Here is a 26,931-nt window from a genome sequence, read left to right as displayed (position 1 = left end):
GGTGGTGAAGACGAGGCCTGTGGGAGTTGCCGTGGTCGGGCTTGGGAACATAGGCAAGGTTCACGCTAGGCTGATCAGGGAACTGGAGAGGGATGGAGTATCTAAGTTAGTGGCCGTAGTAGACCAAGTACCACAGGTGGCCGAGGACGTCGGTAGGAAGTTGAGTGTCCCCTACCACTTCACTCTGGACTCGGTCCTCAAGGACCACGACGTTGAGGTGTTGGTGATAGCGACCCCCACCTACATGCACTCGCCACAAGCCATAATGGCCTTGGAGTACGGTAAGGACGTGATAGTGGAGAAACCGCTCTCAACGACGTTGGCCGGTGCCAAGGAGCTCTCGTCTAGAGCAAGGAAACTGGGGAGGAAAGTCGGCGTAGTCTACCAAGAAAGGTACGCTCCAGAGCTACGCGAGCTCAAATCCGCAGTAGATGGGGGCAAAATGGGGAGGATCTTCCTCCTGGAGGCCCAGCTCAGTTGGTACAGGGACGAGATCGCCTACTACAAAAAGGACGAGCTGGCTAGAAGTTGGAGGGGACTGTGGAACACTGAGGGGGGAGGAGTCCTCACCAACCAGGGAATACACACGGTCGACCTGATCTGCTGGCTCGGAGGGAAGGTGGAGGAAGTCTTCGGCTTCACTTCTAACGCTGACCATCCATCTATCACGGTCGAGGACACTGCAGTTGGGGTGATTAAGTTCTCCGGGGGAGCGTTGGCCTCCCTCTCCCTCACAGTCAGTGCCAGGCCGAGCGACAGGCAGTTCAGGAGGTTGAGGGTGGTCGGAACGGAGGGGCAGGCCGAGGTGACGGACTACACGATCACTTCCATGTTCACCAGGGAAGGAAGGAGATCTGGGCCTTCAGTCACTAACTCAGACACGGTGACCCAGTCAGGGGGACTCCACATGCTGCTGCTCAGGGACTTCCTCAAGGCCTACGCCGACGGGGGGGAGTTCCCGATAAACGCGGAGGAGGGAACGAGGGCCCTGGAGGTGATAAAGGGCCTTTACGTGTCCTCTTGGACTGGGAGGTCCCAAAGGATCCCCTTGGACCTCAACTACGTCGCCTGACGTGTTGGATCAAAGGTAACCGCAGGGCCCGATCCTGGATCCCCGTCTTACCCTCACCTTGGAAGTTCCATCCACCTTCCTCCCGTCGTCGGTGCACAGTTCCTCTCCGTGGACGAGGAACTCTCCCTCGTCCTCCGCCACCGCCACGTTGCCTCCCCAAGCGAACCCCTTGGGTGATACGAAGACGTTAACTAGCCCCACGGGCGAGAACTCCCTCTTGGGAACGACGATGAAGTACTTGAACTGGAGTTCCCCTAGACGGAAGGCCAACTTCTCTTCTGGACTTACCTCCCTCACTTCTTCCGAGAAGTAATCGTAGACCACAGAGTTTCCTAGACCCAATTCTCCTACACTGAACGAGCCCTCCTCCTCCACTCCCTCCCTGTTGACGTTGGCGATCAACACGAGGTGGGATCCGTTGGCGACGTTGAAGGCCTTGAGAGGGTTAGTGGAGTTGTAGGGATCTCGGAACACGTCCCCGAAGGGGGTCAGCACACCGTCCGGGAGGGGGAGGCGTCCATCAGAAAGTCTCAACTTCGACACAAGTTGGGGATCGCTCCTTCCAGGCACGTCTGTGAGGTACACCGGCCCACCGGATATGGCCCGAAGTAGAGCGTGAAAGGTTGAGAACCTGTCGTGAGACATGAACATGTCGAAGTCCGGAGTTCCGAACCACCTCGTGAACAAGGCGTTGTAGACGTTGAAGATCGCGTGCAACTTCGTCGCGTCTCCGGAGTTAGGTACGTAATCCATACTGTTCCTGATGACCTGTGCCCTGTAGAGGAAGTGTATGTTCTCTGGCAGTTGACTCATGCAGTCTATGACATCAAGTCCCAGACCGTAAAGCGCACCGTGTGCTTCGACCTCCACGCCGCTCGCGAACTCCCCCCTCGTATACGGTCCTCCAAAGTCCAAAGCTAAGGACGATTGGTTGTCCAGTTTAACTAGATCGAAGCCAGCTCTCTTCACCTTCCTGAAGTAGTCCAAATAGAAGGGGAATCCCTCGGCGGGGTCTGGAGTGAGGCCCCCTCGACCGTTCTCAACCCCTTTGTAACTCAGCGTCTCGGGATCGAATCCATTCCAATACCCGTTTGTGGCGATCCACACCCCCGCCCAACTCATCTTGGACTTGATGACCTCGGCAGCCTCCTTGAGACCTCCCGGGAACTTGCTCTCGTCTGTACCGAAGGACCTCAACCTCCTTTCTTTGACGTCCTCCCAACCATCGTCTAGTATGGCCCACTTAACTCCCAACGAGGAGAGCTTATCCACTGCGTCTTTAACGTCCTTGAGGCTCACCCTCTGGAGGAAGGCGTTCCACGAGCACCACCCCAGGAATTTCAATGGGTGGGGCATCCCACTACTCCTGAGGCCCAGCACCAACTTGACGTGATTCCCACACAACTCCAGTGTCTCCCTTAAGTCGTTCCCCTCACAAACTACCGCCCTCACACCTCCCTCCAATTCCACGTCCTTACCCACTTGAAGGTGTAGACTAGGGCCGTCCTCTTCACGCATCACCCTCGATATCCCTCTTTCATCGGAGATCGGTACCCACACGTGAAACTTGGCTCCTTTGAGGAGAAGGAGTTGGGTGAAGGAGGGAACTTGAGGTAGCTTGCGGAAGAAGACGGGGTGGAGCCAAGGACTTGGTCTCCCCTCGTTCCTGGGATAGGCCAACCTCTTGAAAGGGGCAGGTATAGGAGAGGTAGACCATGCGGGTGCGGAGTTGGTGTATTCAGTGAAGTTCTCCCAACCTAACAGGTCCAGGTTCGTAAGGGCCACACCACCCTCTAAGCCCTCCACGTCCACCAAAGTGGCCAGCTTCGTGTCGCTCCTCCCACGGATTAGGGAAATATAGGCCACCTCAGGTTCTACGTTCACTATCCTAGAGTTCTCGAGTTGAAACTTCAGACCTCCAAAGTCCTGATCAGTCATGCGGGGAATAAACGCGGGAGAAAATAATAAGCTGTGGAGGTAAATAAGGAAAAATCACCTTGTCTTGACCTTCCTCTGCTCCGCCTTGACGACCACCGTTCCTTGGTCTATGGGCAGCTCTATGTCCTTGAGCGGTACCTCTGGTTCGACCACTTTGAGCCTCGGATCTATGAATTCGTCTAGCCCCAAGTTCAGGCACCCCAGTCCGCCCCCTAGGATTATTATTGGCAGTATAGCTCCCAATATCCACCACCACTGGTTGCTCAGGTAAGCTGCGTTTGCAGCTATGAACGCTATCATTGTACCTAAGTTGTTGGTAGTGGCCGCCAGAACCCCCCAGTACTCCGCTGTCACTAAGGAGAGAATTCCGTAAAGCGTACCGAAGAGGAACTGTGCCACGGTGAGAGGTAGGATGGGAGGTAGCAGTTGGGTGAAAAGGATCCTGTACCACTTCTCACCTAACATCTTAGAAGCAAGAACGTACTCCCTGTTCGCCAGTCCCAACACTTGTGACCTGATCTGCTTGGCCCCGAACGCCCAGCCCGTGATCGCTAGTGCGAACACTATCACCAAGTAGCCTAGACTCTCGCTGGCCGTTCGGAAGTAGGCACCTATCACAACCAGGAGAACCACGCCGGGTATGGTTAGGGCAGTAGTTGTCAACACGTCGATCACTACCCCGGACACCTTCCTACCGTAGTAGCCGCTTACCAATCCTATGACAGTGGATATCAGCGCGATGGATAGACCAACGCCGAACCCAACTATCAAGGTAGGCAAGGTGTCGTACATCATCTCAGAGAGGACGTCGTGACCGAACTCGTCAGTACCTAGCAAGTGGGCCAAAGACGGTGGTTGAGAAATACCGAAGTCGGCACCTGGAGGGTAAGGTGTCCACACCCTTCCTACTATACCTATGGCCAGGTCTATCAGGACCAACACTATGCCAGCCGTTAGGAACCTGTTCGCGAAGAGGGTCTTCCTGACTTTGGTGAGTATATCACTACTCATTGACTTCCCCCCAACCTGACCCTAGGATCTATGGCAGTATAGACCATTTCGACTACGGCTATGGAGATTAGGAGCATGAGTATGATGACGAAGAAGAACCCCTGGAGGAGGGGTAAGTCCTTAGAGGTCAGGGCGAGCCCGAAGAAGTAACCCGCTCCAGGAATTGAGAGCAGCCCCTCGACCGTCAGGGCCGCACTTATGGCAAGCCCCAGGCTCAGGGCGAATCCAGTGACGTTGGGGAGCATGGAGTTCCTATATACCATCTTCCTGACTGTCTTGTCCCTGAACCCCAGGGCCTCGGCGTAGAAAACGTAGTTGTCCTTCAGGGTGTGGAGCATGTTGTTCCTCATCCCCAATACGAATCCCGACAACAGTGAAAGCATGAGGCCAAGGACAGGCAGCGTATAGAAGTCCACCAAGTTATACACTCCCTTAGGGGTCATCCCGACGTTCGTGGGAAACGATATCCTGAATATCCCAACGTTAACTGAAAGTCCCATCTCTAAATACATCAGAATTACGAATGCAGGAACGGCGGCCAAAATAGAAGCCGCAATTACGAGGGTTGTGTCGGCCTTCCCCCTCCTTCTAGTCGCTCCGACTGCCCCAAGCCAGGACCCTAGGAAGAACGCTATTATGGAGGAAACGAAGACTAGCCCCAGAGACCAGCCGATTGAGGAGAAAATGACGTGAGCGACGCTGGTTGGGTAGAAGAGTATTGAGACTCCCAAGTTTCCGGTGAATATTCCCTCTATATAATGAACGTATTGGACAGGCCAGGGTTGCGGAGTTAGTCCGAAGGCCACCTCTAACTGCTTCACCTCCTGCTGTATGAATAGAGAGGAGGTACCAGAGGCGGCAAACCCACCTTGAGCTCCCTCCAGCTCGACTAACAAGGTAGAGATGGCGCTGCCTGGCATCAGTCTCGGTAGAAGGAAGTTAACGGTCACGGCCAGGAAGAAGGAGACGATATATATGGCAAGCTTATAGCCGTAGACCTTGACCGTTTTAAGATTCAAAATCCCACCATACGTATTCCTTAGACTTAGGCTTATATAAATTTTCAATATAGACGTGTGAGGGTGAGGTGCCCTAGAGCCTCTTGTATGGGTCAGGTACAGCTTCGATCAACTGCTTAGTGTATTCGTGCTTGGGGTCAACCACAACGTCCCACACGTTTCCCTTCTCCACTATCTTTCCGTTGTAGATTACCATTAGTTCGTCTGCGACGTAACTGACGGTGGCTATGTCGTGGGTGATGTAGAGTATGCTGACGCCGAGTTTCTTCAGTCCCTTCAGGAGGTTGAGTATGCCTGCCCTAACAGACGCGTCCAACATCGAGACCGGCTCGTCGGCGATCAGAACCTTGGGCTGGACGGCTAATGCCCTTCCCACCGCGACCCTCTGTCTCTCCCCACCCGACAATTGGTGAGGGTACTTCTCCATGTACCTCTCCGGTGGTTTGAGGCCGACGCCTTGAAGTGTCGTCCTGATCCTTTCCTCCAATTCCTCCTGACTAGAGACCTTCTTGTGGAGAATTAAGGGCCTCTCTATGTGCCACCTCACGGTGTGTCTAGGGTCTAGGGACGAGTAGGGGTCCTGGAACACCATCTGCACCCTGGACTTGTACCACATCTTCTCCCTAGTCGACGGCGGGGAACAGTCGACGCCGTCGACCACGATCTTCCCCGCTGTCTGAGTCTCTATTCCCCCCAATATTCGAGCTATGGTTGACTTGCCATGTCCACTCCCTCCCACTAAGGCGGTTATGACGCCGCTCCTCAACTTGAAGGAGACGTCGTCGACGGCCAGGAGCTCTCCCTTCCTCATGAACCCCTTACTTACGACGAACTTCTTTGTGAGTCCCTCGACCTCGAGAACCTCCTGTCCCTGAGGTAGGAGCGGCTGTATGTTCTCCAACTCCTCAGTCTTCACATAGAAGTCGTCGGACAGAGGCAGTTCGCTGACGCTGGTCTTAGATTCTTCTGTGACGAAACACCTGGAGAAGTGAGAAGGATCTCCATCCCCCCTCAGGAGAGGGTGTCTCTCTGAGCAAACGTTGACCCTGTAAGGACACCTATCCACGAAACGACAGCTCGCTGGTATGGTAGTTAGCAGCGGAGGGTTTCCAGGTATGGAGAGCAGTCTGTCCCTCCTCTTCACTAGGGAGGGCACACTCCTCAGGAGGAGGTAGGTGTAAGGGTGCTTAGGGTTTTCCAGGAGGTCATCCCTCTTCCCTACTTCAACGAACTCGCCGGCGTACATTATCGCTACCCTATCGGCGAACATCATTATCATCGGTAAGTCGTGGGAGATTATTATGACCGAGAAGCCCTTGTTTCTCTGGATCGACTTGAAGTCTTTGAGTATACCGTACTGAACCAAGACGTCGAGACCAGTGGTGGGTTCGTCCAAGATGACCAACTCAGGATCTAGGAGAAGCGAGGTGGCCAGGACAACCCTCTGTCTCATCCCCCAGAGAGCTCCATCGGGTACATGTTAATTACTCTCTCTGGCAACCTCATGAGTTTCAACTTCTCCAATATCAGTTCGTCCATGTTGTCGCTTGGATACCCGTGTTCCGCGAGCGCCCTCCTCATGAAGTCTCCCACCTTAGTTACTGGGTCTAAGGCGTCCATTGCGTACTGAGGTACGTAGGATATCTTCTTCATTCTGACCTCTCTGACTTCGTCTTCGCTCATCTGTAGAAGGTCCTTTCCATCTAACGTTATGGAACCGTGAAAGACCTTGCCTGGGTACTTCAGGATCCTGTATATGGCGGCGGCCAAGGTGGTCTTGCCACATCCGGATTCCCCAACTACAGCGAATATCTCCCCTCGCTCAATGTTGAACGTCACCCCGGTGACTGTCACTAGGACTCCTGTGGGCGTATAATACCCTGCGACCAACCTATCCACATCCAATAGGGAGTTCAAGTCTCTATCTCCGTTTTAAACTCTAAACGTCCCTTAATAAAAATTGTTATTATTTGATGAATAGGTCTAGGAGAGATATATGAAAAAAGAAAAGATAAAATCAGAAATGGGTTACCTTCTCCTCAGGGCTACCACTGCCACTACTGCCACTACCACGATCACTACGACGACGATGGCCGCGATTTCAGCTGCGCTGATTCCGGGGTGAGATGGAGGTGGTGTGGTGGTGGGAGGCGTTGTGGTGGTGTGGTTGGTGGTAGTGTTAGTTGTTGGTGGAGGGGGTGTGGTCGTAGTCGTTGTAGGTTGCAACATGTTAAGTAGTGACTGAGGTGTAGCGGTGTTTGAAGTACCGTAGAGGAAACTTGTTAAGTCGTTCCACGCGGCCTTAGTGTAGGCGACCATTTGGGATTGCGTCATGCCAGGTGGCCTAGGAGCTATGTTGAGTAACATCAACTCGTTCCCCTCTATCCAAGGTTCGACGTTCCAAGTGTAGAAGTAGAGTGGAGTCGAGAAGCCCACGTAGTACTGCGTCTCGTACTCGTACCTCGGGTACGCGTCGAAGACCACAGGTATGGCTGGTAGGTCTTTCGTCAGTATCGCAGCCATCGCGCTGTATATCTGTCTCAACTGAGTAACGTTAGTGGTCTCTCCCGCCTCTATCCAGAGGTTTATGAACTGTTGAGGTGGCACCCACCTACCTGGGTCGGTGTAGATCGTACCGTTGAGAGCAGTCACGTTAGTTACGAAGGTCCCATTTGGAAGTTGCTCGAGAGGTGGTATGAAGGCGGAGTCGTATACGAAGTACGGAGAGTAGGCGTTAGTCAGCCAGTAAATGAGGTCGTACTGTCCAGCGTCTTCATCGGTGAACATCTCGCTCGGAGGGACCGATATCACTGAGACCTGTAAGCCTAGGTTCTGCTTCAACTCGTTGGCTATCAGAACGCTAGTGGCGAACGTATCTGAGAAGCCCTCGTAGTTTATCATTGTCACAGCAGGCAAAGGAGTCCCGTTGGGGAAACTGAGTTGTCCGTTAACGATCTTGAGTCCGTGAGACTCGAGTATGCTGAGGGCGCCAGACACATTGTACTGATCCACGGTGCTGGCTTCCTGAATCACCGAGGAGTTTATCCATTCCTGTTCCATTGGCGATGGGAGGAACGTGGCCGATGTCGGAGGGGCACCCGTGGTGATACCGAATTGGCTTCCGACGCTAATGGCCGTCCTATTCAGAGCTATGGAGAGGGCGTACCTGAACCACGTCTCGTTCCAAGGCCAGTAGTTTAGCTTCTCGTAGTTTATCCACAGGAAAGACGGTTGCCCGCCAGAACCGTTGCCTATACTAGCCATCCCTCCATAGTAAGTCGGATTAGCGTAAGTGAAAAGCTTCGAGAACGGGGTGGAACCAGTGCTTCCGGTACCTCCCCACTGAGCCTGTCCCTTGGCCAAGAGGCCGTAGGAGTAGGCGTTGCTGGTGGCTGGTATGAATGATATCTCGGGAATGAAGGGCCTCCCCGGGATCCAGAAGTCTGGGTTCCTGAGGAAGTAGGCCTGAGTCGGGGTAGCCTTGTAGAGGTAATATGGACCTGTACCCACAGGAACAGATATAACTGCGGTGGTCGGACTGCTCAAGTTTCCGTACTGCTCCCACGGAAGTATGTAGGTCGTCAGAATTGTGTAGTAGTCGTAGGGTATGTTAACGGTACCCGAGTAGAAGATCACTTGATAGGGTCCGTTAGCTGTCACGGTCACGTTGTAGGGGTTCCCGTAAACGGCGAAGTAGTCCTTGAAGGTAGCTAGAACGTCCTTAGACGTGAAAGGCCACGTGATGACGACGTTAGATCCGTTGCTCCAAGTTCCATTGTAGTAGAACACTATACCCCGTCTCAGGTTGACGATCATCTCGTGGTTGTTGTCGGCGAAGGTCCAGTTTTTAGCAAGAATCGGATAGAGCTGGCCTGTCATGAAATCGGCGTCTGCTAAGGGCTGGTAGATCCAGTCCTCCCAATTGTTGTCTCCGTGAGCTCCTGCTCCAAACACGTTCCAGTTGCTTGTAGGTAACAAACCGGACCCTGTTGTTACAGTGAACACGGGATAACTGGACGCGTAGGAGAAAGTTGGAGGACTTTGAGCGTTCGCAACTAGACCTAGGGACATCGGAAGTAAACCACCACCAATTGTGAGCGCAGTTACTACCAGTGCGATTATCTTTATTTGCGAGGACATATTAAACTGTTTTTTCATTTTCTTCATTTCACTTCCTCTCTGAGTCTCTCTTGCACCGTTATATAAACTTTATTGTAACACATCCGTATCACTATATTTTTTACATTAGAGAACTATATTCAAGATATTGACGCGTCGGCTCTTTATCGTTCGCACTATCTCTTCACCAGAACCATGTTATTTATCTGTGAAAAATTTATTATTATTTGTGGTGAATATCATGAACTTAGTCCTTAGTTTATAAAAACGATTTAGATATAAACATCATCTGTATGGAAATCAGATAGTATTTTATTTTGCTTCAAACAGTACGACGGTAGTTCCTGAAAGCTACGTCCCTCTATTGCGCTTCTCCTTCCACTCAGGACCGTCGCAAGGAGCGACCTAACTTAAAATCGTTCGAAGTATTGCTACTAACAAATCTCTGAGAAAAATTCATTTCTAATGACCGCTTTCTCCCTTACAACCTCGAAACTGTCGAGAACTTTAATCTCGCTGGACGAACTCCCCACTTCTACGACGTATTCACCACTCTCTAAGACCCACCGCATGTCTCTATCTAAAAATCCCAAAGCTGACAAGGGAACTTTAAAGTGGACGATAGCGCGCTCCTGGGGGTCGAGGCTAACCCGTTTGAAACCCTTGAGTTGCCTCACGGGCCTCGATACAGACGCCTTTTTCTTAGAAACGTAGAGTTGAACCACTTCAGTACCAAAGCGCGTCCCTACGTTCTCGACCTGCACTGAAACTTTCACGTAACCTCCAGGTTCCACTGACTTCGGCTCCACTTTGAGGGACGAGTATCGGAAGCTCGTGTAACTCAGACCGTGACCGAAAGGAAATAGCGGCTCCGAATCGAGCTCCACGTACCTTTTGTAGGATGAGGGGTGCCTGTAGTAGTAATTAGGGATGGAACCCACGGCTCTTGGTATGGAAATTGGAAGTCTACCTGAAGGGTTGTAGTCTCCGAACAGGACGTCGGCAACTGCTCTTCCCCCTTCCTCGCCTGGATACCAGGCCTCTAAGACTGCGTCAACTCGCTCCACAAACTCTCCTATGGCGAGGGGCCTGCCGTTGACTAGAACGAGTACTAAGGGCTTTCCCAGTCTTAGTAATTCCCGCAGCAAACCGGACTGCGCTCCAGGCAAATCCAGGGAAGCTCTGTCAACACCTTCTCCAGAGGACAGGCGAGGGTCATTGAGCCAGAATCCTCCCGACCTCTCCCCCACTACTGCCACTATCACTTGTCCCCTCTCCGCCACCTCAACGGCCTCCCTAAACCCTTCTGTCGAACTCCCACTCACTTCACAACCCGCGGCGAAGTGAACCACCGGAACCTTCTCCTTGATTCCCTGAAGTATAGAGATCGTCTCCGGCTCCCCCGCCTCTATACCGACGTGCGATGGATAGTGGTAATCTCCCATCAAACTTCTTCCAGAGAAGGCGTTAGGTCCAATGATGGATACGGACGAGAGGGTCTTACTCAAAGGTAGAACCCCGTTATTTTTCAATAGAACTATAGATTCCCTAGCTGCCCTCAAGGACAGCTCGCGTGCCGCTTTCGAATCCAGCTTCTCCGGAACCTCAGACTCGTTTACAAAGGGGTTGTCTAGTACTCCGGTCCACTCTTTGACCCTCAAAACTTCCCTCACCCTTTCATCTACTACAGCCTCGGAAAGCTTACCAGCTTTGACGGCGTCTACAATTCTAGAGAAACACGCTGGGGAATCGGGAAGTTCTATAGTTACTCCCGCCTCTAGAGCTTGAACGGCGGCGTCCAATTCGTCTTCCGCGATCCTGTGGACGTCTATTAACATCCTTATAGCGTCGTAATCGGAGACCACATTTCCATCGAAACCCCACTCCTTCCTGAGGATCTCGGTCAGTAACCACTTGTCAACGTGACACGGGACCCCGTTCAGGTCGTGATACGCCGCCATAATTGACTTCACTTTAGCCACCTTAACCGCGGCTTCGAACGGGAGAAGAAACACCTCCCTGAGGTCTCTCTCCCCTACATGTACTTGTGCCGTGTTCCTGCCCCCTCTGGTACGCCGTGGGCGGCGAAGTGCTTGGCCGTAGCGACCACTCGCTCCCTTTGAAGTCCCTTGATGTAAGATACGCCGAGGGATGCCACCAGATACGGGTCCTCCCCGTACGTCTCTTCAACCCTCCCCATCGTGGATCCCAAACTACGTCTAAGACGGGGGAGAGTGCTTGAACAGCTCCCACCGACCTCGTCTGTCTACCTATCGTAGATCCGATCTCCTCCAGTAGTTCAACGTCGAACGAACTGGCCAACCCTATTGCTTGGGGGAAGATCGTTGCAGTAGGCGCCATTAAACCGCTCAAGGCTTCCTCGTGGACGATTGCGGGCACTTTACCCCTCTCCACTAGGTACTTTTGTATCTGGTTAACCAACTTAGCTACGTCTTTGGGACGAAGTCCCAGTCTTGTCCCACCTACTCTAGATATGTGGCCTATGCCGTTGGCTATGAATTTGTCTGCGTTCGAGGTAGAGAACTGACCGTCTTCCACCAGCTTGTAGATGGATATACCCTGAAGTTGGGCTACTTTCTCCTCTAGCGACATACTTCTGAGTAGTCGATCTACTCTGTCCGACGACAACTCAACCCACACGTGATCGCCGTAAATTTAAGCTATTATGAGTGATGGAGTTTCGAGCCGCTTTGCCGTTTCAATAGGTTAGTTAGAAATGAAAATTTTAGAATATAAAAATGAAAAACCCTAACTTGTTTCCTTCAGGAGAACCTCTATCTCTCCCTCGTCCGTAGAGACCTGAATCTTTTCCTGACTCGTCGTTTTCTGTTCCTTCAGTCTTGGATCTGCTATCTGATCGAACCCGATGTTCATAAAACCTATTCCCACGGCTAGGACGAGTATGGGTAGCATGGCTCCCAGTATCCACCACCACTGATTAGTCAAGTAGGCACCGCTTGAAGCTATTAGAGAGAGCATGGTTCCCAAGTTTTGGGTAGAGACCGGAATGACCCCCCAAAACTCTGCCGTAACCAGTGAAAGTATGCCGTAGAGCGTCCCGAAGAGGAATCCGCCCACAGCCAACGGCAGTACGGGAGGGAGTACTTGGCCAAATATGATTCTGGAAGACCTCTCTCCCACTATTTTCGAGGCGAGGATATACTCCTCCTTCGATATCGAGAGCACTTGAGATCTGATCACCTTAGCTCCCCACGCCCAACCCGTGAGCGATAGAGCCAACACCACGACTCCGTAACCTAAGGCCGCCTTAGCGGAAGCGAAGTAGGCCCCTATCACGACTAGGAGAATTATCCCAGGTATGGTGAGGGCCAGTATCGTCGCCACGTCTATGACAGCCCCCCATATACCCTCGCCGTAATACCCACCGACTAAGCCGACTACCAACGCTATCAATGCGTTCCCCAAACCCACCGCGAAACCCACCAGCAGTGTCGGTAACGTATCTGCCATCATCTCCGAGAACACGTCGTGGCCGTAACCGTCGGTGCCCAAGAGGTGTGCCAGGGATGGAGGTTGAGAAGGATTGAACATCGCGTTTGGAGGATATGGGGTCCATAGCGCCCCAATTATTCCGAACACCAAGTCGGCCAGAACTATGGCCAGTCCTGCCGTCATATACTTGTTCGTCGAAAGGGCGGTCCTAACGTTCCTCAACATTGAGGAAGAACTCACGAGCTTCCCCTCCTAACACGCGGATCTAAGATACTGTAAGTGACGTCCACGACTGCAAGAGAGACTATCATCATTATAACTATGACTAGGAAGATACCTTGCAACAACGGTATGTCTCTATTGACGAGGGCCTGTCCCAAGTAATAGCCGGTTCCAGGTATGCCCAACAGTCCCTCTATCGTGAGTGCCGCGCTTATGCCTATTCCCAACGTAATTGCGAAGTTAGTTATGTTGGGAAGCCTGGAGTTCCTGTAAACGGTGTTCCTTATGGTCCTAGGTCTGAAACCCAATGCCTCTTCATACAGAACGTAGTTGTCCTTCAGGGTGTGTATCATTGTATTTCTCATTCCAAGTACGAAACCCGACAGTAGGGAGGCCATAAAGCCTACCATGGGGAGGAAATAGAAACTCAGGAGCTTCTCGACCCCACTCAAATTGGGGGTGACAGTGGGGTAACTTATTGGAAACCAGCCCAACTGAGCTGAGAAGAACATTTCTAAATACATAATGACAACGAACGCCGGGACGGTGGCCAGGATGGAAACAATTGCTACTATTACTCCGTCACGTTTTCCTCCCCTCCTGACGGCTCCAAGAGAGCCAAGCCAAGATCCTAAGAAGAAGGCCACAGTAGCGGCGACGACCACCTCCCCTATGGACAACCATATGGACGAGGCTATTATGTGCGAGACTGAGAGAGGATAGTAAGTTATCGAGACCCCTAAATGTCCTGTGAATACACCGAGTAAATACTTCCCGTATTGAACAGGGAGAGGTTGAGGGGTGAGGCCGAATTCCGCCTCAAGGGCGCGGATGTTCTGCTGAATCCCAGCGACTCCTCCCACAGCAGTACTGGCGGAGAGTCCAGAGGACGCTCCAGATAGTTCTGCGTACAATGTGGAAAGGACGCTCCCCGGCATTAGCCTCGGTAGAATGAAGTTAACGGTTATGGCCAAGAAGAACGCTACGACGTACATGACAACTTTCCTTATGATGACCTTAACCCCTTTAATGTCCATCGCAGTGATTTAGATGACATGGTATATAAAGATTTTCTAATATATGAAAGCACGTAGGGGGCAAGTTAAGGGAAATAGCAAGGGGGAATTCACAACCTCTTGTACGGATCAGGCACGGCTTCTATGAGGGCTTTAGTGTACTCGTGAGAAGGGGAGTTTATCACCTGCCACACTTCCCCCCTCTCCACTATTTGGCCATTATGGATCACCATCATTTCGTCGGCGACGTAGGAGACTGTAGCGAGATCGTGTGTGATGTACAGTATACTCATTCCAAACCCCTTGAGCTTCTTCAGCAAGTTTAGAACTCCAGCTCTGACCGATGCGTCTAACATCGACACAGGCTCGTCGGCGATCAGAACTTCAGGCTCGACGGCTAACGCCCTTGCCACAGCAGTTCTTTGGCGTTCGCCTCCAGAGAGTTGGTGGGGTAACTTACCCACATAACGTTCCGCTGGCCTTAAACCCACCACGTTTAGGATCTCTCTCACCTTTGATTCGAGTTCTTCGTCGTTCTTCACCTTGCCGTGGAGCCTCAGGGGCCTCTCAATGTGCCACTTCACCGTGTGTCTCGGATCTAGGGATGAGTAAGGATCTTGGAAAATCATCTGCACCTCAGATCTGTACTCCCTCGTGTTCCTAGAGGAAAACGAGGAGTAGTCTTTCCCCTTGACGAACACCTCTCCAGAGGTCTGTCGCTCTATCCCAGCTAGTATCCTGGCAATAGTAGACTTTCCGTGTCCGCTTCCTCCAACCAAGGCCGTGATTAGGTTACGCCTCAACGTGAAGGAAACGTTGTTGACAGCGACCAAGTCCTCCTTACTTATAAGCCCCCTTCCTACTCTGAACACCTTGGTCAGGTTCCTCACCTCCATTACGACGTCTCCCTCAGACGCGGTGCCCGTTTTACCCTCTGTCACCTCTTCTCCTCCGAAGTAATCGATTGGAAGTGAGAGCGAATTCACGTCTCTTCCGTCCTGTGTCACGAAACACCTCCAGGTGTGGGAATTACCGGCGAGGACGGGGTGACCCTCCTCACAGGCGTCTACCTTGAAGGGACAGCGGGGAGAGAACCTACACGCTTTGGGTAAGGAAGTTAAGAGAGGTGGGCTTCCGGGTATCGTGAGTAGCTTGTCGCGTCTCTTCATAATGGATGGAACGCTCCTAAGGAGCAACGAGGTGTAGGGGTGCTTAGGGTTCTCAAGCAATTGATCTCTCGCTCCAACCTCCACCAACTCGCCAGCATACATCACGCTGACCCTATCCGCTAACATCATTATCATCGGCAGATCGTGGGATATTATTATCACTGAAAATCCCAGCTGCCTCTGCACCTGCTTCAGATCCTTCAATATTCCATATTGGACCAGTACGTCCAGGCCTGTAGTGGGTTCGTCCAAAATCACCAATCTTGGGTTGAGAAGCATAGACGTGGCGAGCACGACTCGCTGTCTCATTCCTCCCGACAACTCCATCGGATACATGTTCACAACTTGTTCGGGGAGCCTCATCATCTTGAGTTTCTCAACTACCTCCCTTTCCGCCTCTCCCTCGTTGTAATCGTGCTCTTCTAGGAATCTCTTCATCAGTTTTCCAATCTTACTAACCGGATCCAGTGCGTCCATGGCGTACTGCGGAACGTAGGAGATCTCCTTTCCTCTAATTTTCCTTACCTCCTCTTCATTTAACTCCAACAGATCTCTTCCATGAAAGAGGACTTTTCCGTGGAATACTTTGCCGGGAGGTTTAAGGAGTCTATATATAGCTGCGGCCAAAGTGCTTTTGCCACATCCGGACTCCCCAACGATGGCGAATATCTCTCCCTCGTTAACGTCGAAGGACACCCCTGTAACAGTAACGATCACTCCTGTTGGAGTGTAGTAGCCAGCGACCAAGTTCTTCACTGACATGACGGAGGCCATCGGACTCACGTGAAGGTAGGCGAGGTACGATTTAAGCATTTTCATTATCGTTTCGAAACTCGGAAGTGGTTACACTCAACAAATTGAAATTATAAGAATATAAAAAATTCCTAACTTTTAGAGTCTAACAGTTACCTTCTCCTCAGGGCTACCACTGCCACCACTGCCACTACCACGATCACTACGACGACGATGGCCGCGATTTCAGCTGCGCTGATTCCGGGGTGAGTGGGGGGTGTTGTGGTGGTGTTTGTCGGGGGTGTTGTGGTGGGGGGTGTTGTGGTGTGGTTGGTCGTTGTCGTGTTAGTTGTTGGTGGAGGTGACGAAGTGGTCGTTGTAGGTTGCAACATGTTAAGTAGCGACTGCGGTGTGGCGGTGTTGGAGACTCCGTAGAGGTAGTTCAAGAGGTCGTGCCAAGCAGCGTTGGTGTAAGCTATCATTTGAGCGTCGGTCATCCCAGGTGGTCTTGGCGCTATGTTCAGAAGTATGGGGGTAGAGGGGCCGTTGGCATTCCCCACGTAAACGTTAGGATAGTAAAGGTCTTGGGGCGTGCTGAAGCCTACGTAATACTGATCCTCCCATTCCTCGAAGGGATATTCGTTCTGAGTGAAGGGGACTATTGGAACGTATTTCTCAAGTATCGCGGCCATCTGACTAGCTATCATCGACAGCTGAGTCTGATTAGCGGTCTCCCCAGATTCTATGTATAGATTGATGAACTGCTGAGGTGGTACCCACCTCTCGTAGTCGGTGAGGACAGTTCCGTTCCTGACGGCGGTCAAGTTAGCGACGTAGACTGGGGAGGCAGAACTCAATTGAGTAGAGCTCAATTGATTAATATTCTTTAGGTAGACCGTTAGTGCCGTGTAGTTCCCAACATAGGTTCCGTTAGGTAGAGTGAAGGTCGTGTCCTGTAACGTGCTGAAGTTACCCGCGTAAACCCCATTAGATAGTTGGAATAACTCCACCAGAGGTGGTATGAACTGGCCCTCCCAGAGTCCGAACGGTTGGGTTAGACCACCACTACCGTAGAAGTAGGCCAACTCGTAGTTACCTTCCTCCAAGTAGGAGTTCAATGTGGACGGCGAGACAGAGACTAGATTTACCTGCAGTCCAGCTGCCTTGAGTTCTCCAGCGTACGCATATGCCTGTGCCCAAACGTCTCCCCAATCCTCGTACATGTAGAGGGTAACGGGAGGTAAGGGTGTTCCGTTGGGGAAGCTTAACAACCCGTTGACGACCTTAAGACCGTGAGACTCCATTATTTGTAGTGCTCCGCTCACGTTGTAGGGAACGATCCCTGCCGAGTACACTGAAGAGTTGAGCCAGCTCTGTCCGAGTATTGGAGGTAGATAGAACGTCGTCGCAACTGGAGCTCCTCCATTAGCGAGGAACCCGGTGGCCACTTCACTCAGCTCGGTGGTGTTAGCTAACATTCCGAGGGCGTACCTGAACCAAGTCTGGTTCCACGGCCAGTAGTTGAGCTTCTCTAAGTTCACGAAGAGGTACCAATTACTGCCTCCAGTCTTGTTGGGGAAGCCCATCATCGCTCCATAGTACTGGGGATTCTTGTCGATGAAAAGACCGTATATTGAAGTCGGCCCGTTGGAGCCGCTACTTGCCCACTGAAGTTTGCCCTCGGCCAGCATGGCGTAGACTTGAGGGTTATAGAGCCCGTAGAAGTCTATGGTGGGAATGAAAGGCCTTCCTGGTATCCAGTAGATTGGATTGCGTTGCAGAACGACCTCACTAGTGCTTTGGCTCACTACGTAGTATGGGCCTGTGCCTATTGGAACTGGGATGACAGCGTTGGCCGGGTTGGAGGAGTTGAGGAGTGGAGCATACTGCTCCCACGGTACGATGTACTGCCCCGAGAGAATGGTGTACTCGGCGAACGGTATGTTAGGCGTACTGAAGTTGAACACCACCTCATATGGGTTGGGCGAACTCATAGTCACGCCAAATGGGTTCCCGTACACCTTGAAGTATATTTGGAAAGTGGTAATTACGTCCTTTGCTGTGAAAGGCCACTTTATCACCTCTGTAGTACCGTTGTAAGAACCGTTGTAGTAGAAGTAAACGCCCTGTCTCAAATAGACTGTGAGGACGTGGTAGTTATCGCTGAACGTCCAGTTGGTAGCCAGCCACGGTATTAGTTTTCCACTGTACTGCTCTTCATCGGCCAACTGTTCCAGTACGAAGGCCATCAGGTGGGAGTTGTCCCCGTATCTAACGCTTGGAGCGAAGTCGTTCCAGTTTCCTGCCACGAAGGGGCCGTCTCCGTTAGCTACAGAGAAAGTAGGATAGTTTGAGGCGTAGGAAAAGGTAGGTTGAGTAGGTTGGGTCTGAGCCATTAACGGGGCAGATGCGACGAATCCTACGAGGAAAACTAACAACGCTAAGGTGGCGGGGAGGGCGGAAACTATTCTACGGACACCTAGTGTCCTCTCTTTTCTTTCCTTAGACATTTCGACCTAAAGGAAAACCAACTTCATAACTATATAAATATTTCTCAAAGGGATGTTGTTAGAAGTGTGTAGATTAATGGCGGACAACTAGTTGGAGAGTGAAGGGATTTCGAGGTCACAAAGTTGCTCAAGTGTGTGAGGAAGAAGCGAATTCTCCACTTAGGAAATGAAACCCTAGGGAAGTCGAGACTCAAACCCCTTCAGGACGTAGAGGCCCTCAAGGGGCTGAAGTTAAGAGTCGCGGGTATCCGCGAACGGTACGGAGGACACCCCTGTGAAGTTGTATTCAGCGCTGGAATTTTCCATCTCTCCGAAGGTATAACTCTCAACGCGAAAAGTCTAGGAGCACAAATCGTCTGAGAGAGTTTAGATAACCTTCCTCGACAAGGTAGGTGGGGTGGTCCTGACATCGCCTAATCTCTTCTACTCGGCAGAAGCTAATTGGACTGGAATCAAGGTGAGGAGGACGACATCCAACATTGGACCTGTTAGGCTGAGAATCTGACGAGAAAGTAAAACGGTTTTCGAATACTTCATAATGTGCTAGCTGAATCCACTAAGTCTTGATCTAGCAGGGAGCCCTAACTAGGGAACAACGACGGAGTCGAACGAAGTGGGGATTGAAATTAAACTTTCGTTCTTCACAGTCTCCAAGCCGCCGTCAACCGTTGAGTGAAAACTCGGCCCTCTTTTCATCCTTAATCTACTAAAGTCTAGTTGAGGGAATCCCCTCCCAAAGTTCCCGTCTATATCATTAGAGATCGAAAGCTATCCTGAAAGCGGAAGGAAAGTGGGTCAAGTGAGGAATCTCAGGGTGTTTCCTCAACTTCTTCACCCACCACTTACAGTATTTTCTGTAAGGGACAAACGATATATATGTGAAATACACAGCTATACAACATGCCCATAATAACTGTGAGGGTGGACGGAGACCTCAAGAAGAGAATGGAGGCCCTCCCCCAGATAAACTGGAGCGAAGTAATGAGGAGGGCCATTATTGAGGAAATCGAGAGGGCCAACGGGAGGGACATAGCGACAGCCCTCCTTCTCAATGAAAAGAACAGGATCAAACCAGAGGGACGCTACGATAGTACCGAGGAGATCAGGAGATGGAGGTCGTTGCTGATTCCTCAGTAATATCCAAGTGGTACGTGATGGAGAGGTACTCCGAAGAGTCCCTCAAGTTGAGGGAGTTGTACGTCACAGGGAAGGTCAGCATATCCGCACCGTGCTTCATGCCTTTCGAGGTAATAAACGCCGTGAGGAGGGCGAACAATTTAAGTAAGGAAGGCCTCCAGGAGATCGTCAGGAGCCTGTACCTGTACGGCTTCAGGTTATACCCCTTAGACTACTTCGGTGAGGAGGCGGCCGGACTCGCTTACGACAGTGAGCTCGACCTCGCTGAGGCGTCCTACCTCGCCCTCGCTTTGAAGAGGGGAGTCAACTTGATCACCGCTGACGACCTATTCTACGAGACATGGAGCAAGAAGTTCAGGGAAGTCAAACACGTCTCCTCTTTTCGCTAGCGTCGTACACATCCAAGATCGCCTTCAGGTCGGCTACTGCTAGTTCGGGAGGGAAGGGAACGTCAGTCCCTTCTTCAACAGCCTTGAAGAATTGACTGAACATGGACGTGTATAAGTCTTGGTCCTCTACGTCTTCCCTAACTCCATTTACGAGTAGGGGACCGTAAGGTGCCATCCTGCCCTTCGGTCTGTTCCACACGTCGTCCACCACGCTCCCGTCGCTCCCCACTACTTCGAACCTAGGGACGGGAGGTGGGTTTGGGTAGGCCCAGGTGTAGAAGAAGAAACCGTGGGCTCCGCCCTTGAACTTGAAGACGGCCATTCCCGTGTCTTCCCCCTCAATCAACCCAGCTCCCTTGTACGTGTAGCCTGCGACGTCCTCATACTCTCCTCCCAATTGGAGGAGGGTGTCAGCGAAGTGCACTCCCCCGTCTATTAGGGCTCCCCCACCCATGTGGGAGGCCTCCCTCCTCCACCCCGAGCCAGACCACCGGAGCTGCGACCTTACGATCACGGTGTGCACCTTCCCTATCTTGCCCGATTCCACGATCTCTTTGGTCCTTTTCACTGATGGATCGAAGTGGAACTGTTCAGTGACCATGAGTTTCCTGCCAGAACTCCTCGAGGTGGACGTCATCTCTTGGGCCTCGCGTAGGGAGGCGGCGATCGGTTTCTCCACTGTGACGTCCTTTCCCAATTTCATCGCTTTCACGCTCACTGGAGCGTGGAGGTCGTGGGGAAGTACCACGTCTACCACGTCGGCGTCGGAATGAAGGGCTTGGTTGATGTCGGTGAACGTCGACGACACCTCGAACTTGGACGCGCACTCCTCTACCGCCTCGCTAGTTCTAGCGTATACTGAGAGCTCCACTCCCAATTTGCTCAGGGCCCTGAGGTGGACCTCTCCCCACCCTCTACAACCTAAAACTAGTACTTTCACGGGGGTTCAATAGGGTCGTAGCTAAAAACCTTTCCCGTGTGACCTATCACGTGGAGAGCAACGTGAGGGTGGCGGATTTACCTTTCAGCTTTCCAGGGACTTGATCGAGCGCCATCCTCCTACCAACGTTGAGTTTGACCTCCTTCTCCTCGGAGGAGTGGTTTATGACGCCAAGCAGTAGCTCGTTCCTACCCTGCAGGTATTGAACCTCGATTCGTGGGTCACCCGAGGACGGGGTCCTAGATGCCTGGGACAGATCCCCCAGCCAGGAGTAGAAGGAACTGAATTCCCAGCCCTGGGACCTCGATAGTAAGAGCTCTGCCGGGATTGTGAGGAGGATCGCCCTTCCCTTACCTCTCGTAGCCGAGAAGAGAACGGGTCTCCCAGATCCATCCACACTCAACACCTCCGCATCTACTGGCGTGAAGGAGTAAGTCAGGGCTGTACCAGTGAACGCGAACTCCTCACTCATCCTGAGGACGGGGTCCTGCAGCCTCACTCCAGGGGAACCCGCCACCAGGGAAGGCCTCACGCCGAATAGTTCCTCCCAGAAGTCGGAGGCTGAGGAGTGGCTCGTGAGTCTCACGGTGGAGTAGTAGAGCGTTCCTCCCTGCTCCACGAACCCTAGAAGCTTCCTCCAGGTCGTGGAGAGGAGCCTCGGTGTCGAGGGGACGAGAAGTAACTTGAAAGGCCAGTCTCCCTCCTCTGCGGCGAAAGTCACTTGCAATGACGCCGCCCTAGCTAAAGAGAAGGACTGAGCCAAGACTCTGGAGAGCTCGTCCCTCCACCCCGTCTCAGGGAGGAACTGGTAGTCCCTCCATGCCCAATTTGGAACTAGGATAGCTGAGTCCTTCCTAGGAAAGGTGAAACCGGAGAGGTCCACTTCCTTCAACTTTTCAGAGAACTTCCTCACCACCTCGGCGGCTTTCTTCGATGAGAGGTCGGCCCTCAATAGACCGAACTTGAGTTCGTGGGGCTCCCAGAGGTAGGGCTCGTCTCCCGGGGCGTCGAAGTCGGACAGGCACCAGTAGAGGGCACCCTCTGCCCCGTAAAGCAGTGCACCATGCAAGACCACCTCCACGAAACCAGCGTGAGACTCCTCTCCGTAGGTGGAGGTGGGAAGGCCGAACTCCTCTAGGAGGACCTTGCCAGCGGTTGCCCTGTCGTACTCCAGCGCCGAGAAGTAATACATGGTATGCCTAGACTCGTCGTGATCGTACATGTATAGATGGGGAGAGGCGTAGTCCACCAGGTCTCTCACGTTCTCTGGCCTGAGGTAAGGTGGACTGAACAGTGAGATGGAATCTCCAACAGACACTGGACGGTGCGGATCCAGAGACCTGACTGTCGACGCCAAGGAGAGGAGCCAGACCCTGAACTGCCCCACGGAGGAGGGCCTTCTGTAGAGTGTGACCTCGTTGGTCAATACCCACCCCGCGACAGCCGGAGAGTCCCTGAGTGTCAGGACCAATTGGGCAACGAACCTCCTCCCGGACTCGACTCCCTCCGGTGAGTACAGACCTTCCCCTTCCCAAGGAATGGGCCAGTTCTTCCCGCTCATGTGGCCCACAAGCAAGGTGGGGAAGAGCAAGATCCCCCTTGTATGTGCTTCCGACGCCATTTCTTTAAGCCCTGAGCCACACTCCTCCAAAAGGGATCCCTCGGGCGTCGAACAGTCCTGTGCCATTACGAATACCCTGGCAGCGTCTATCCCCAGCTTCTTAGCGGCGTCGAAGTCCTTCCTGACGACGTCTATCTTGAAATCTCTCCACGCTTTGACGTTCCCCTGAGAGGGCCAATAGTTCACCCCCACGAGGAACTTCCTCCAGATGTAGTCCACGAGAAGTGTGGGGACTTCCAACATATAAACAGACAATGTGGTTAACCGCGGTATATACATGTACTTTCATTAAGTTTAGATACAATTCGATTGCAACTATTTTACCGTACTGGATCGAACAAAAGTTGTCGGCTTCTACCTGCTCTCTGTAAAGTGAACTTACATGTATATATATATTTCAAGTAGAACGTTCACAGAAAACTTTTTAATACTGGAACGATAGCTGGAGATTATCTTTCATCACCCTAGGGGAGAAGAATAAATTTTATGCATAATTCGTCGGTTTTTTGGTAGACGCTCTGAAAAACGTTTAGAAAGAATCCTGACTGAAAAGAGTGCAGATAAGAGGCTGTCTCTATGAATTGTCGAGAGTTGGCGAGAATGGTGGAGCGGGAGAATTTCCCTCACGGGCCGTATTCAAGTTAACCTCAACGTTTTTCTTAGTCCTCCCCTCCACCACCTTATGGAATTGAAGATAACGGACGTCAAGGCCTACACCACCCAAGCTAACTTCCAGTGGACCTTCGTCAGGGTATACGCTGGAGAGCTCTACGGCACTGGCGAGGCAGGACCGGCGCCGGGAGTTGCAGAGATAGTGCGGGAACTAAGACCCCTTTTAATTGGAGAGGACGCCCTCAAGTTCAACAGGATAGGTCAGAAGCTCCGTTACGCAGGCCTTTATTCGGGCACCACCTTCTATCACGCCGTCTCCGGCGTAGACATCGCATTGCACGACCTGGTGGGGAAGTTCCTCAACGTCCCTGTGTACAGGCTCCTGGGCGGGGACAGGGAGGAGATTCCCTTCTACGTCGATGCCCACGGGGGGAAGGGATTGGAGGCGATGAACGCCGTTCAGCTCCCGGTGGATCTCCCGTGGGTGAAGGAAGCTGAGGTGGAGAGGGAGAGACTCGCGTCACGAACCAACCCCATACACGGCCGGATGTCAGTGGAGTCCTGGAACCAGGATTACTCCCCAGAGTCTTACGCCGAGAGGGCCAGGAGGATGAAGAACGAGGGCTTCAGGGCCATGAAGTTCGACTTGGACGTCCCCACGCCTCACACCGACCCTAGGAAAATAAGGTCGGGAGACCTCTCCCTAAAGGACGTAGATTACATGGGCTCCATAGTGAGGGCAGTTAGAGACGCGGTGGGAGACGAAGTGGAGATCATGGTGGACCTGCACTGGAGGTACAACCTGAACTCGGCAGCCAGGGTTTGCAGGGCCCTAGAACCCTACAGGCTCAGGTGGATAGAGGACCCGACTCCGGCGGTGATGTCGGTAAGTAACTTAGAGGAGTTGAGGATCCTTACATCCCTATGCTCTACGCCGATAGAGACCGGAGAGAACCTCTACACAGTGTACCAGTTCAAGGACCTCTTGAACACCGGAGTGAGGGTGTGGGCACCTGACATAGCTAAGGCAGGGGGGATAAGTGAAGGGAGGAGGATAGCTGAGTTGGCTGCCATGTACGACGTGGAGTACTCCCCACACAACATCGCCTCTCCCATAGCCACTATGGCCCACGCCCACACCGCGTCAGTTTCCAACACGTTGGGCTTCATAGAGTTCCACGGACACGACGTCCCGTTCTGGGGAGAGATCGTTAAACCTAAGAGAAGTTGGTTCCAAGACGGATACCTGAAGTTATACGACGAGCCTGGACTCGGGGTGGACTTGGACGAGCAGACTATGAGGAAGTACTGGCCTGACTGGGAGCTGTGAACCCTCACGTGAACTGCCTGAGGAGATTCAGCAACTTTTCCCTCACCCCTTGATCCTTGGCAGCCCTAGAGAGAACGGAGGCCAAAGTACTTCCGAGCTCTGGGTCGTTGGTGAGTTTAGCGGTGGCCGACCCTATCGTGCCCTCGTCGAGGTAGATCATCTTGACGGTCATTCCACCGTCGATCGTGAAGTTGACCCCGGAGATCCATGAGGCGTCTTCTGAGGTGAGGAAGGAAACTAGCGCCGCCACGTCCTCCGGCCTCCCCACCCTCCCGGTCAGGTGCTGACCGTGATCTAGAGAGGTGAGTAGAGACTCCACTGGAGGGACCCTCCAGCTGGACGTGTCTATCCACCCTGGGGACACGGAGACAACTCTTATACCGTACCTAGAGAGGCTTACTGCTAGGGAGTGGGTTAGTGCAACTATCCCTCCCTTGGAGGCCGAGTAGGGTTCCGTGTCTGGCTCCGATTGAAACGCCCTAGTGGAGGCCACGTTAACGATGACGCCTCCCTTCAGGAGGGGGATGGAGTACTTAGTCATTAGCCACGTACCTGTCAAGTTGGTATCGATCACCCTCCTCCAGTCCTGAAGTGTCTGCTCCTCTATGGACTTCCCGTGTGTACCCACCCCTGCGTTGTTAACTAGGACGTCTATCCTTCCTTTAGTTCCCTCCACCTCTGACACGGCCCTCCTCACCTGCTCCTCGGAGGAGACGTCGGCCTGGACGAACGAACAGTCCACACCCCTCTCTTTCAACCACATCTCCCTCCACTTCCCCCATTCCTGGTTGACGTCGACTAAGACTATGTGGCATCCCTCTTGACCAAGCCTGTAGGAGATCGCCGCTCCTATTCCTGCCGCTCCACCTGTGACGACACATACTTTCCCTTTTCTTAACATGGGATGATGGATGAAGTCCAGGAAAAAACGCTTTCCCTTAACTCCAGAGATTTATCGCTCTCACTTTCTAAGTACTTCAACCGCCCCAAGCACTAGGCTTCCGGCAGCTAGGATCAGGTAACCTCCTCCCCACGTGGTGCTGGAGCTGCTGGAGTCGCTTGCGTTTACCCAGGGCGGGTAGTAGTCAGCGAAGGGGTGCCCTGGGAACCCCAGGAACCCTAGGCCCAGCTTGGCCGCCGCTTGCCACTCCTGGTACTCCTCGTGGATGGAGGAGTTCAAGGTGCTGAGCCAGGCGGAAGTTCCCACAGCTCCAACCTCCTGGTAGGTCAACATGCCCGACGTCAGTTGGCCGAAGACGTCGTCGAAGGTACCTCCGTCCGAGAGCTGATAGACGAAGTCCTGGGCGGGGGTGTGGAGGAGGGCCTGGTAGTCGTACCATTGTGCTGGGGTGTTGAAGTAGTCCGTGGTGACGTTGTCGTAGAAGGTGACAGCCTTCCACTTGGTCCATATCTGCTGTCCCTGCCAAGAGGCCCAGTACTTGGCTAGCGCTATTCCGGCCTGCTCCGAAGGACCTACGGGTATTCCAACGGAGTCTATAACTATGGCGTAATAGTTCTGCGTCCCGGGGAAGGGAGTCTCCACTATGGTGGTGTTAGGCATGCTGAGGTACTGCGGTGTTGCCGGAACCACCGTGACGTTGAGGAAGTCGTAGGCGTAGTTGGTGAGCCAGTTCCCGTTGGCCTGGAAGGCCACCTTCCCCTGGGCCAGGTTGGTGAGTCCCTGGGTCCAGGTTATGGACTGCCAGCCTGGGTAGTCGGTGTTGGCGAACATGAGGAAGTACTGGTCGGTCTCGTTTATGATGTGCATCACCGTGGAATTCATGGGAAGGACGCCGTAGGTTATCTCGTTGTAGAGCCTAGGGCCAGCCAGGGAGAGGAATATGTCCTCCCAGACGTTGAGCTGGTCCCACCCTCCGTCGGCCCCAGGTATCTCCCAGGCGCTGACGCCGTGGGCCTGGAGCTGTTCCGTGTCGTAGACCAGGGTGGAGAAGTTGTAGGGGAAGGGGAGGCCGTACTTCTTGAGGAGTGGCCAGTTGACGTAGAGGAGGGAGCCCCTGTGCACGTTAACTGGCATGGAGAGTAGGGTGCCGTTGAAGGAGCCAGCCTCTAGGACCGCTGGGACGGCGTGCTGTATCAGGCCCATTTGTTCAGCTATTGGAGTTATGTTGACGAAGTCCTTAATCCCCTGTGGGGCGGCCTCCACGTAGGATATCATCTCCGGACCCATGTGGGTCTGGAAGGTCGCCGGTGGCTTCCCGGCCTCGATCAGTGCGAGGATAGCGAACTTGGCGTTAGTTCCCCCCGCTCCAGGCACTAGGCTCGGAACGACCTTGTAGTTGGGATAGACGCTCTCGAAGGCTGGTATCAGGTGCTCAAGTGCGACTTTTCCAGTGGTGGCCCACCAGGTGTAGAACACCACTTGAGAAGAGGTGTTGGTCGGTGTTGGTGGAGGAGTTGTGGGAGTGGTCGTGGGAGTGGTGACGTGGGGCCTCGTGGCAAGGTAGCCGAACACACCCCCCACTATCACCACTATCACTATCACCGCCACTATGGCCCACGTGGCGGTCCTCGATAAAGCCTTTCTTTTAGCCACATTCTCACTAAATTAAGTGAGCTCCTGAAACCAGTATTTAAATATTATCCACACTTTGTAGGGAGA

Annotated in this window: 20 protein-coding genes; 4 read left to right on the top strand and 16 right to left on the bottom strand. The window is 52.8% G+C overall.

The features are described 5' to 3' along the window. Nucleotides 1-4 precede the first annotated feature (4 nt). Nucleotides 5-1,072: a Gfo/Idh/MocA family protein gene (locus tag HS1genome_RS08295; RefSeq protein ID WP_229768094.1), complete on the top strand. Its 1,068-nt coding sequence runs from the start codon at nt 5-7 to the stop codon at nt 1,070-1,072. Nucleotides 1,073-1,081: 9 nt separating this feature from the next. Here the strand turns inward: HS1genome_RS08295 and HS1genome_RS08290 are convergent, their stop codons facing one another. The 12 genes from HS1genome_RS08290 to HS1genome_RS08245 all read right to left on the bottom strand — a co-directional run bounded on the left by HS1genome_RS08290 (nt 1,082) and on the right by HS1genome_RS08245 (nt 18,282). Continuing rightward, nucleotides 1,082-3,010 carry a Sip1-related alpha-galactosidase gene (locus tag HS1genome_RS08290; RefSeq protein ID WP_126450372.1) on the bottom strand — a complete coding sequence of 643 codons (1,929 nt, stop codon included), beginning with the start codon at nt 3,008-3,010 and terminating at the stop codon, nt 1,082-1,084. A gap of 54 nt (nt 3,011-3,064) precedes the next feature. After that, nucleotides 3,065-4,021, bottom strand: coding sequence for an ABC transporter permease (locus tag HS1genome_RS08285; protein WP_126450371.1), 957 nt, complete (start codon nt 4,019-4,021; stop codon nt 3,065-3,067). Beyond that, nucleotides 4,018-4,992, bottom strand: a complete 975-nt coding sequence (locus HS1genome_RS08280; protein WP_126451381.1) for an ABC transporter permease — start codon at nt 4,990-4,992, stop codon at nt 4,018-4,020. The genes HS1genome_RS08285 and HS1genome_RS08280 overlap by 4 nt, the downstream gene beginning before the upstream one ends. Nucleotides 4,993-5,113: 121 nt before the next feature. Beyond that, on the bottom strand, nt 5,114-6,493 hold the full coding sequence (locus HS1genome_RS08275) for an ABC transporter ATP-binding protein (RefSeq protein WP_197721480.1): 1,380 nt from the start codon (nt 6,491-6,493) through the stop codon (nt 5,114-5,116). Then, on the bottom strand, nt 6,490-6,957 hold the full coding sequence (locus HS1genome_RS12350; protein WP_197721479.1) for an ATP-binding cassette domain-containing protein: 468 nt from the start codon (nt 6,955-6,957) through the stop codon (nt 6,490-6,492). The genes HS1genome_RS08275 and HS1genome_RS12350 overlap by 4 nt, the downstream gene beginning before the upstream one ends. Nucleotides 6,958-7,068: 111 nt before the next feature. Continuing rightward, entirely contained in the window at nt 7,069-9,180 is a 2,112-nt protein-coding gene (locus tag HS1genome_RS08270) for an ABC transporter substrate-binding protein (protein WP_126450370.1), read from the bottom strand. A gap of 413 nt (nt 9,181-9,593) precedes the next feature. Next, the gene (locus HS1genome_RS13405; protein ID WP_478219189.1) at nt 9,594-11,174 is read right to left on the bottom strand and encodes a glycoside hydrolase family 3 C-terminal domain-containing protein; all 1,581 of its coding nucleotides are present in this window, start codon (nt 11,172-11,174) and stop codon (nt 9,594-9,596) included. Then, on the bottom strand, nt 11,143-11,808 hold the full coding sequence (locus HS1genome_RS13400; RefSeq protein ID WP_478219188.1) for a glycoside hydrolase family 3 N-terminal domain-containing protein: 666 nt from the start codon (nt 11,806-11,808) through the stop codon (nt 11,143-11,145). The genes HS1genome_RS13405 and HS1genome_RS13400 overlap by 32 nt, the downstream gene beginning before the upstream one ends. Nucleotides 11,809-11,928: 120 nt before the next feature. Next, complete coding sequence (locus tag HS1genome_RS08260) at nt 11,929-12,873, bottom strand: ABC transporter permease (RefSeq protein ID WP_229768097.1); 945 nt, start codon at nt 12,871-12,873, stop codon at nt 11,929-11,931. Further along, a complete protein-coding gene (locus HS1genome_RS08255) occupies nt 12,870-13,892 on the bottom strand; it encodes an ABC transporter permease (RefSeq protein WP_126450369.1) in 1,023 nt (340 codons plus the stop codon). The genes HS1genome_RS08260 and HS1genome_RS08255 overlap by 4 nt, the downstream gene beginning before the upstream one ends. 89 nt (nt 13,893-13,981) lie before the next feature. After that, on the bottom strand, nt 13,982-15,814 hold the full coding sequence (locus HS1genome_RS08250) for an ABC transporter ATP-binding protein (protein ID WP_126451379.1): 1,833 nt from the start codon (nt 15,812-15,814) through the stop codon (nt 13,982-13,984). A gap of 131 nt (nt 15,815-15,945) precedes the next feature. Beyond that, a complete protein-coding gene (locus HS1genome_RS08245) occupies nt 15,946-18,282 on the bottom strand; it encodes an ABC transporter substrate-binding protein (RefSeq protein WP_126450368.1) in 2,337 nt (778 codons plus the stop codon). Nucleotides 18,283-19,182: 900 nt separating this feature from the next. On the opposite strand from HS1genome_RS08245, the gene HS1genome_RS08240 reads away from it, so the two are divergent. Continuing rightward, nucleotides 19,183-19,419 carry a hypothetical protein gene (locus HS1genome_RS08240; RefSeq protein WP_126450367.1) on the top strand — a complete coding sequence of 79 codons (237 nt, stop codon included), beginning with the start codon at nt 19,183-19,185 and terminating at the stop codon, nt 19,417-19,419. Next, complete coding sequence (locus HS1genome_RS08235) at nt 19,392-19,808, top strand: type II toxin-antitoxin system VapC family toxin (protein WP_126450366.1); 417 nt, start codon at nt 19,392-19,394, stop codon at nt 19,806-19,808. Before HS1genome_RS08240 ends, HS1genome_RS08235 begins: the two co-directional genes overlap by 28 nt. Here the strand turns inward: HS1genome_RS08235 and HS1genome_RS08230 are convergent. Continuing rightward, nucleotides 19,783-20,748, bottom strand: a complete 966-nt coding sequence (locus HS1genome_RS08230; protein ID WP_126450365.1) for a Gfo/Idh/MocA family protein — start codon at nt 20,746-20,748, stop codon at nt 19,783-19,785. The two genes, HS1genome_RS08235 and HS1genome_RS08230, sit on opposite strands and share 26 nt — an antisense overlap. Before the next feature lie 46 nt (nt 20,749-20,794). Beyond that, a complete protein-coding gene (locus HS1genome_RS08225; protein WP_126450364.1) occupies nt 20,795-22,588 on the bottom strand; it encodes a glycoside hydrolase 5 family protein in 1,794 nt (597 codons plus the stop codon). A gap of 463 nt (nt 22,589-23,051) precedes the next feature. Here HS1genome_RS08225 and HS1genome_RS08220 point away from each other — a divergent pair, with 463 nt between their 5' ends. Then, the gene (locus tag HS1genome_RS08220) at nt 23,052-24,311 is read left to right on the top strand and encodes a mandelate racemase/muconate lactonizing enzyme family protein (RefSeq protein ID WP_126450363.1); all 1,260 of its coding nucleotides are present in this window, start codon (nt 23,052-23,054) and stop codon (nt 24,309-24,311) included. 4 nt (nt 24,312-24,315) lie between these two features. On the opposite strand, the gene HS1genome_RS08215 is transcribed toward HS1genome_RS08220, so the two are convergent. Both HS1genome_RS08215 and glcS read right to left on the bottom strand, forming a co-directional pair. Further along, nucleotides 24,316-25,212, bottom strand: a complete 897-nt coding sequence (locus tag HS1genome_RS08215; RefSeq protein ID WP_126450362.1) for an SDR family oxidoreductase — start codon at nt 25,210-25,212, stop codon at nt 24,316-24,318. A gap of 60 nt (nt 25,213-25,272) precedes the next feature. Further along, a complete protein-coding gene (gene glcS, locus HS1genome_RS08210) occupies nt 25,273-26,865 on the bottom strand; it encodes a glucose ABC transporter substrate-binding protein GlcS (RefSeq protein ID WP_126450361.1) in 1,593 nt (530 codons plus the stop codon). Between the last annotated feature and the right edge of the window lie 66 nt (nt 26,866-26,931).

Source organism: Sulfodiicoccus acidiphilus (genome assembly GCF_003967175.1).
Lineage (GTDB): Archaea > Thermoproteota > Thermoprotei_A > Sulfolobales > Sulfolobaceae > Sulfodiicoccus > Sulfodiicoccus acidiphilus.
The sequence above is the reverse complement of the archived record's forward strand: the minus strand, read 5'-3'. Positions and strand labels throughout refer to the sequence as shown.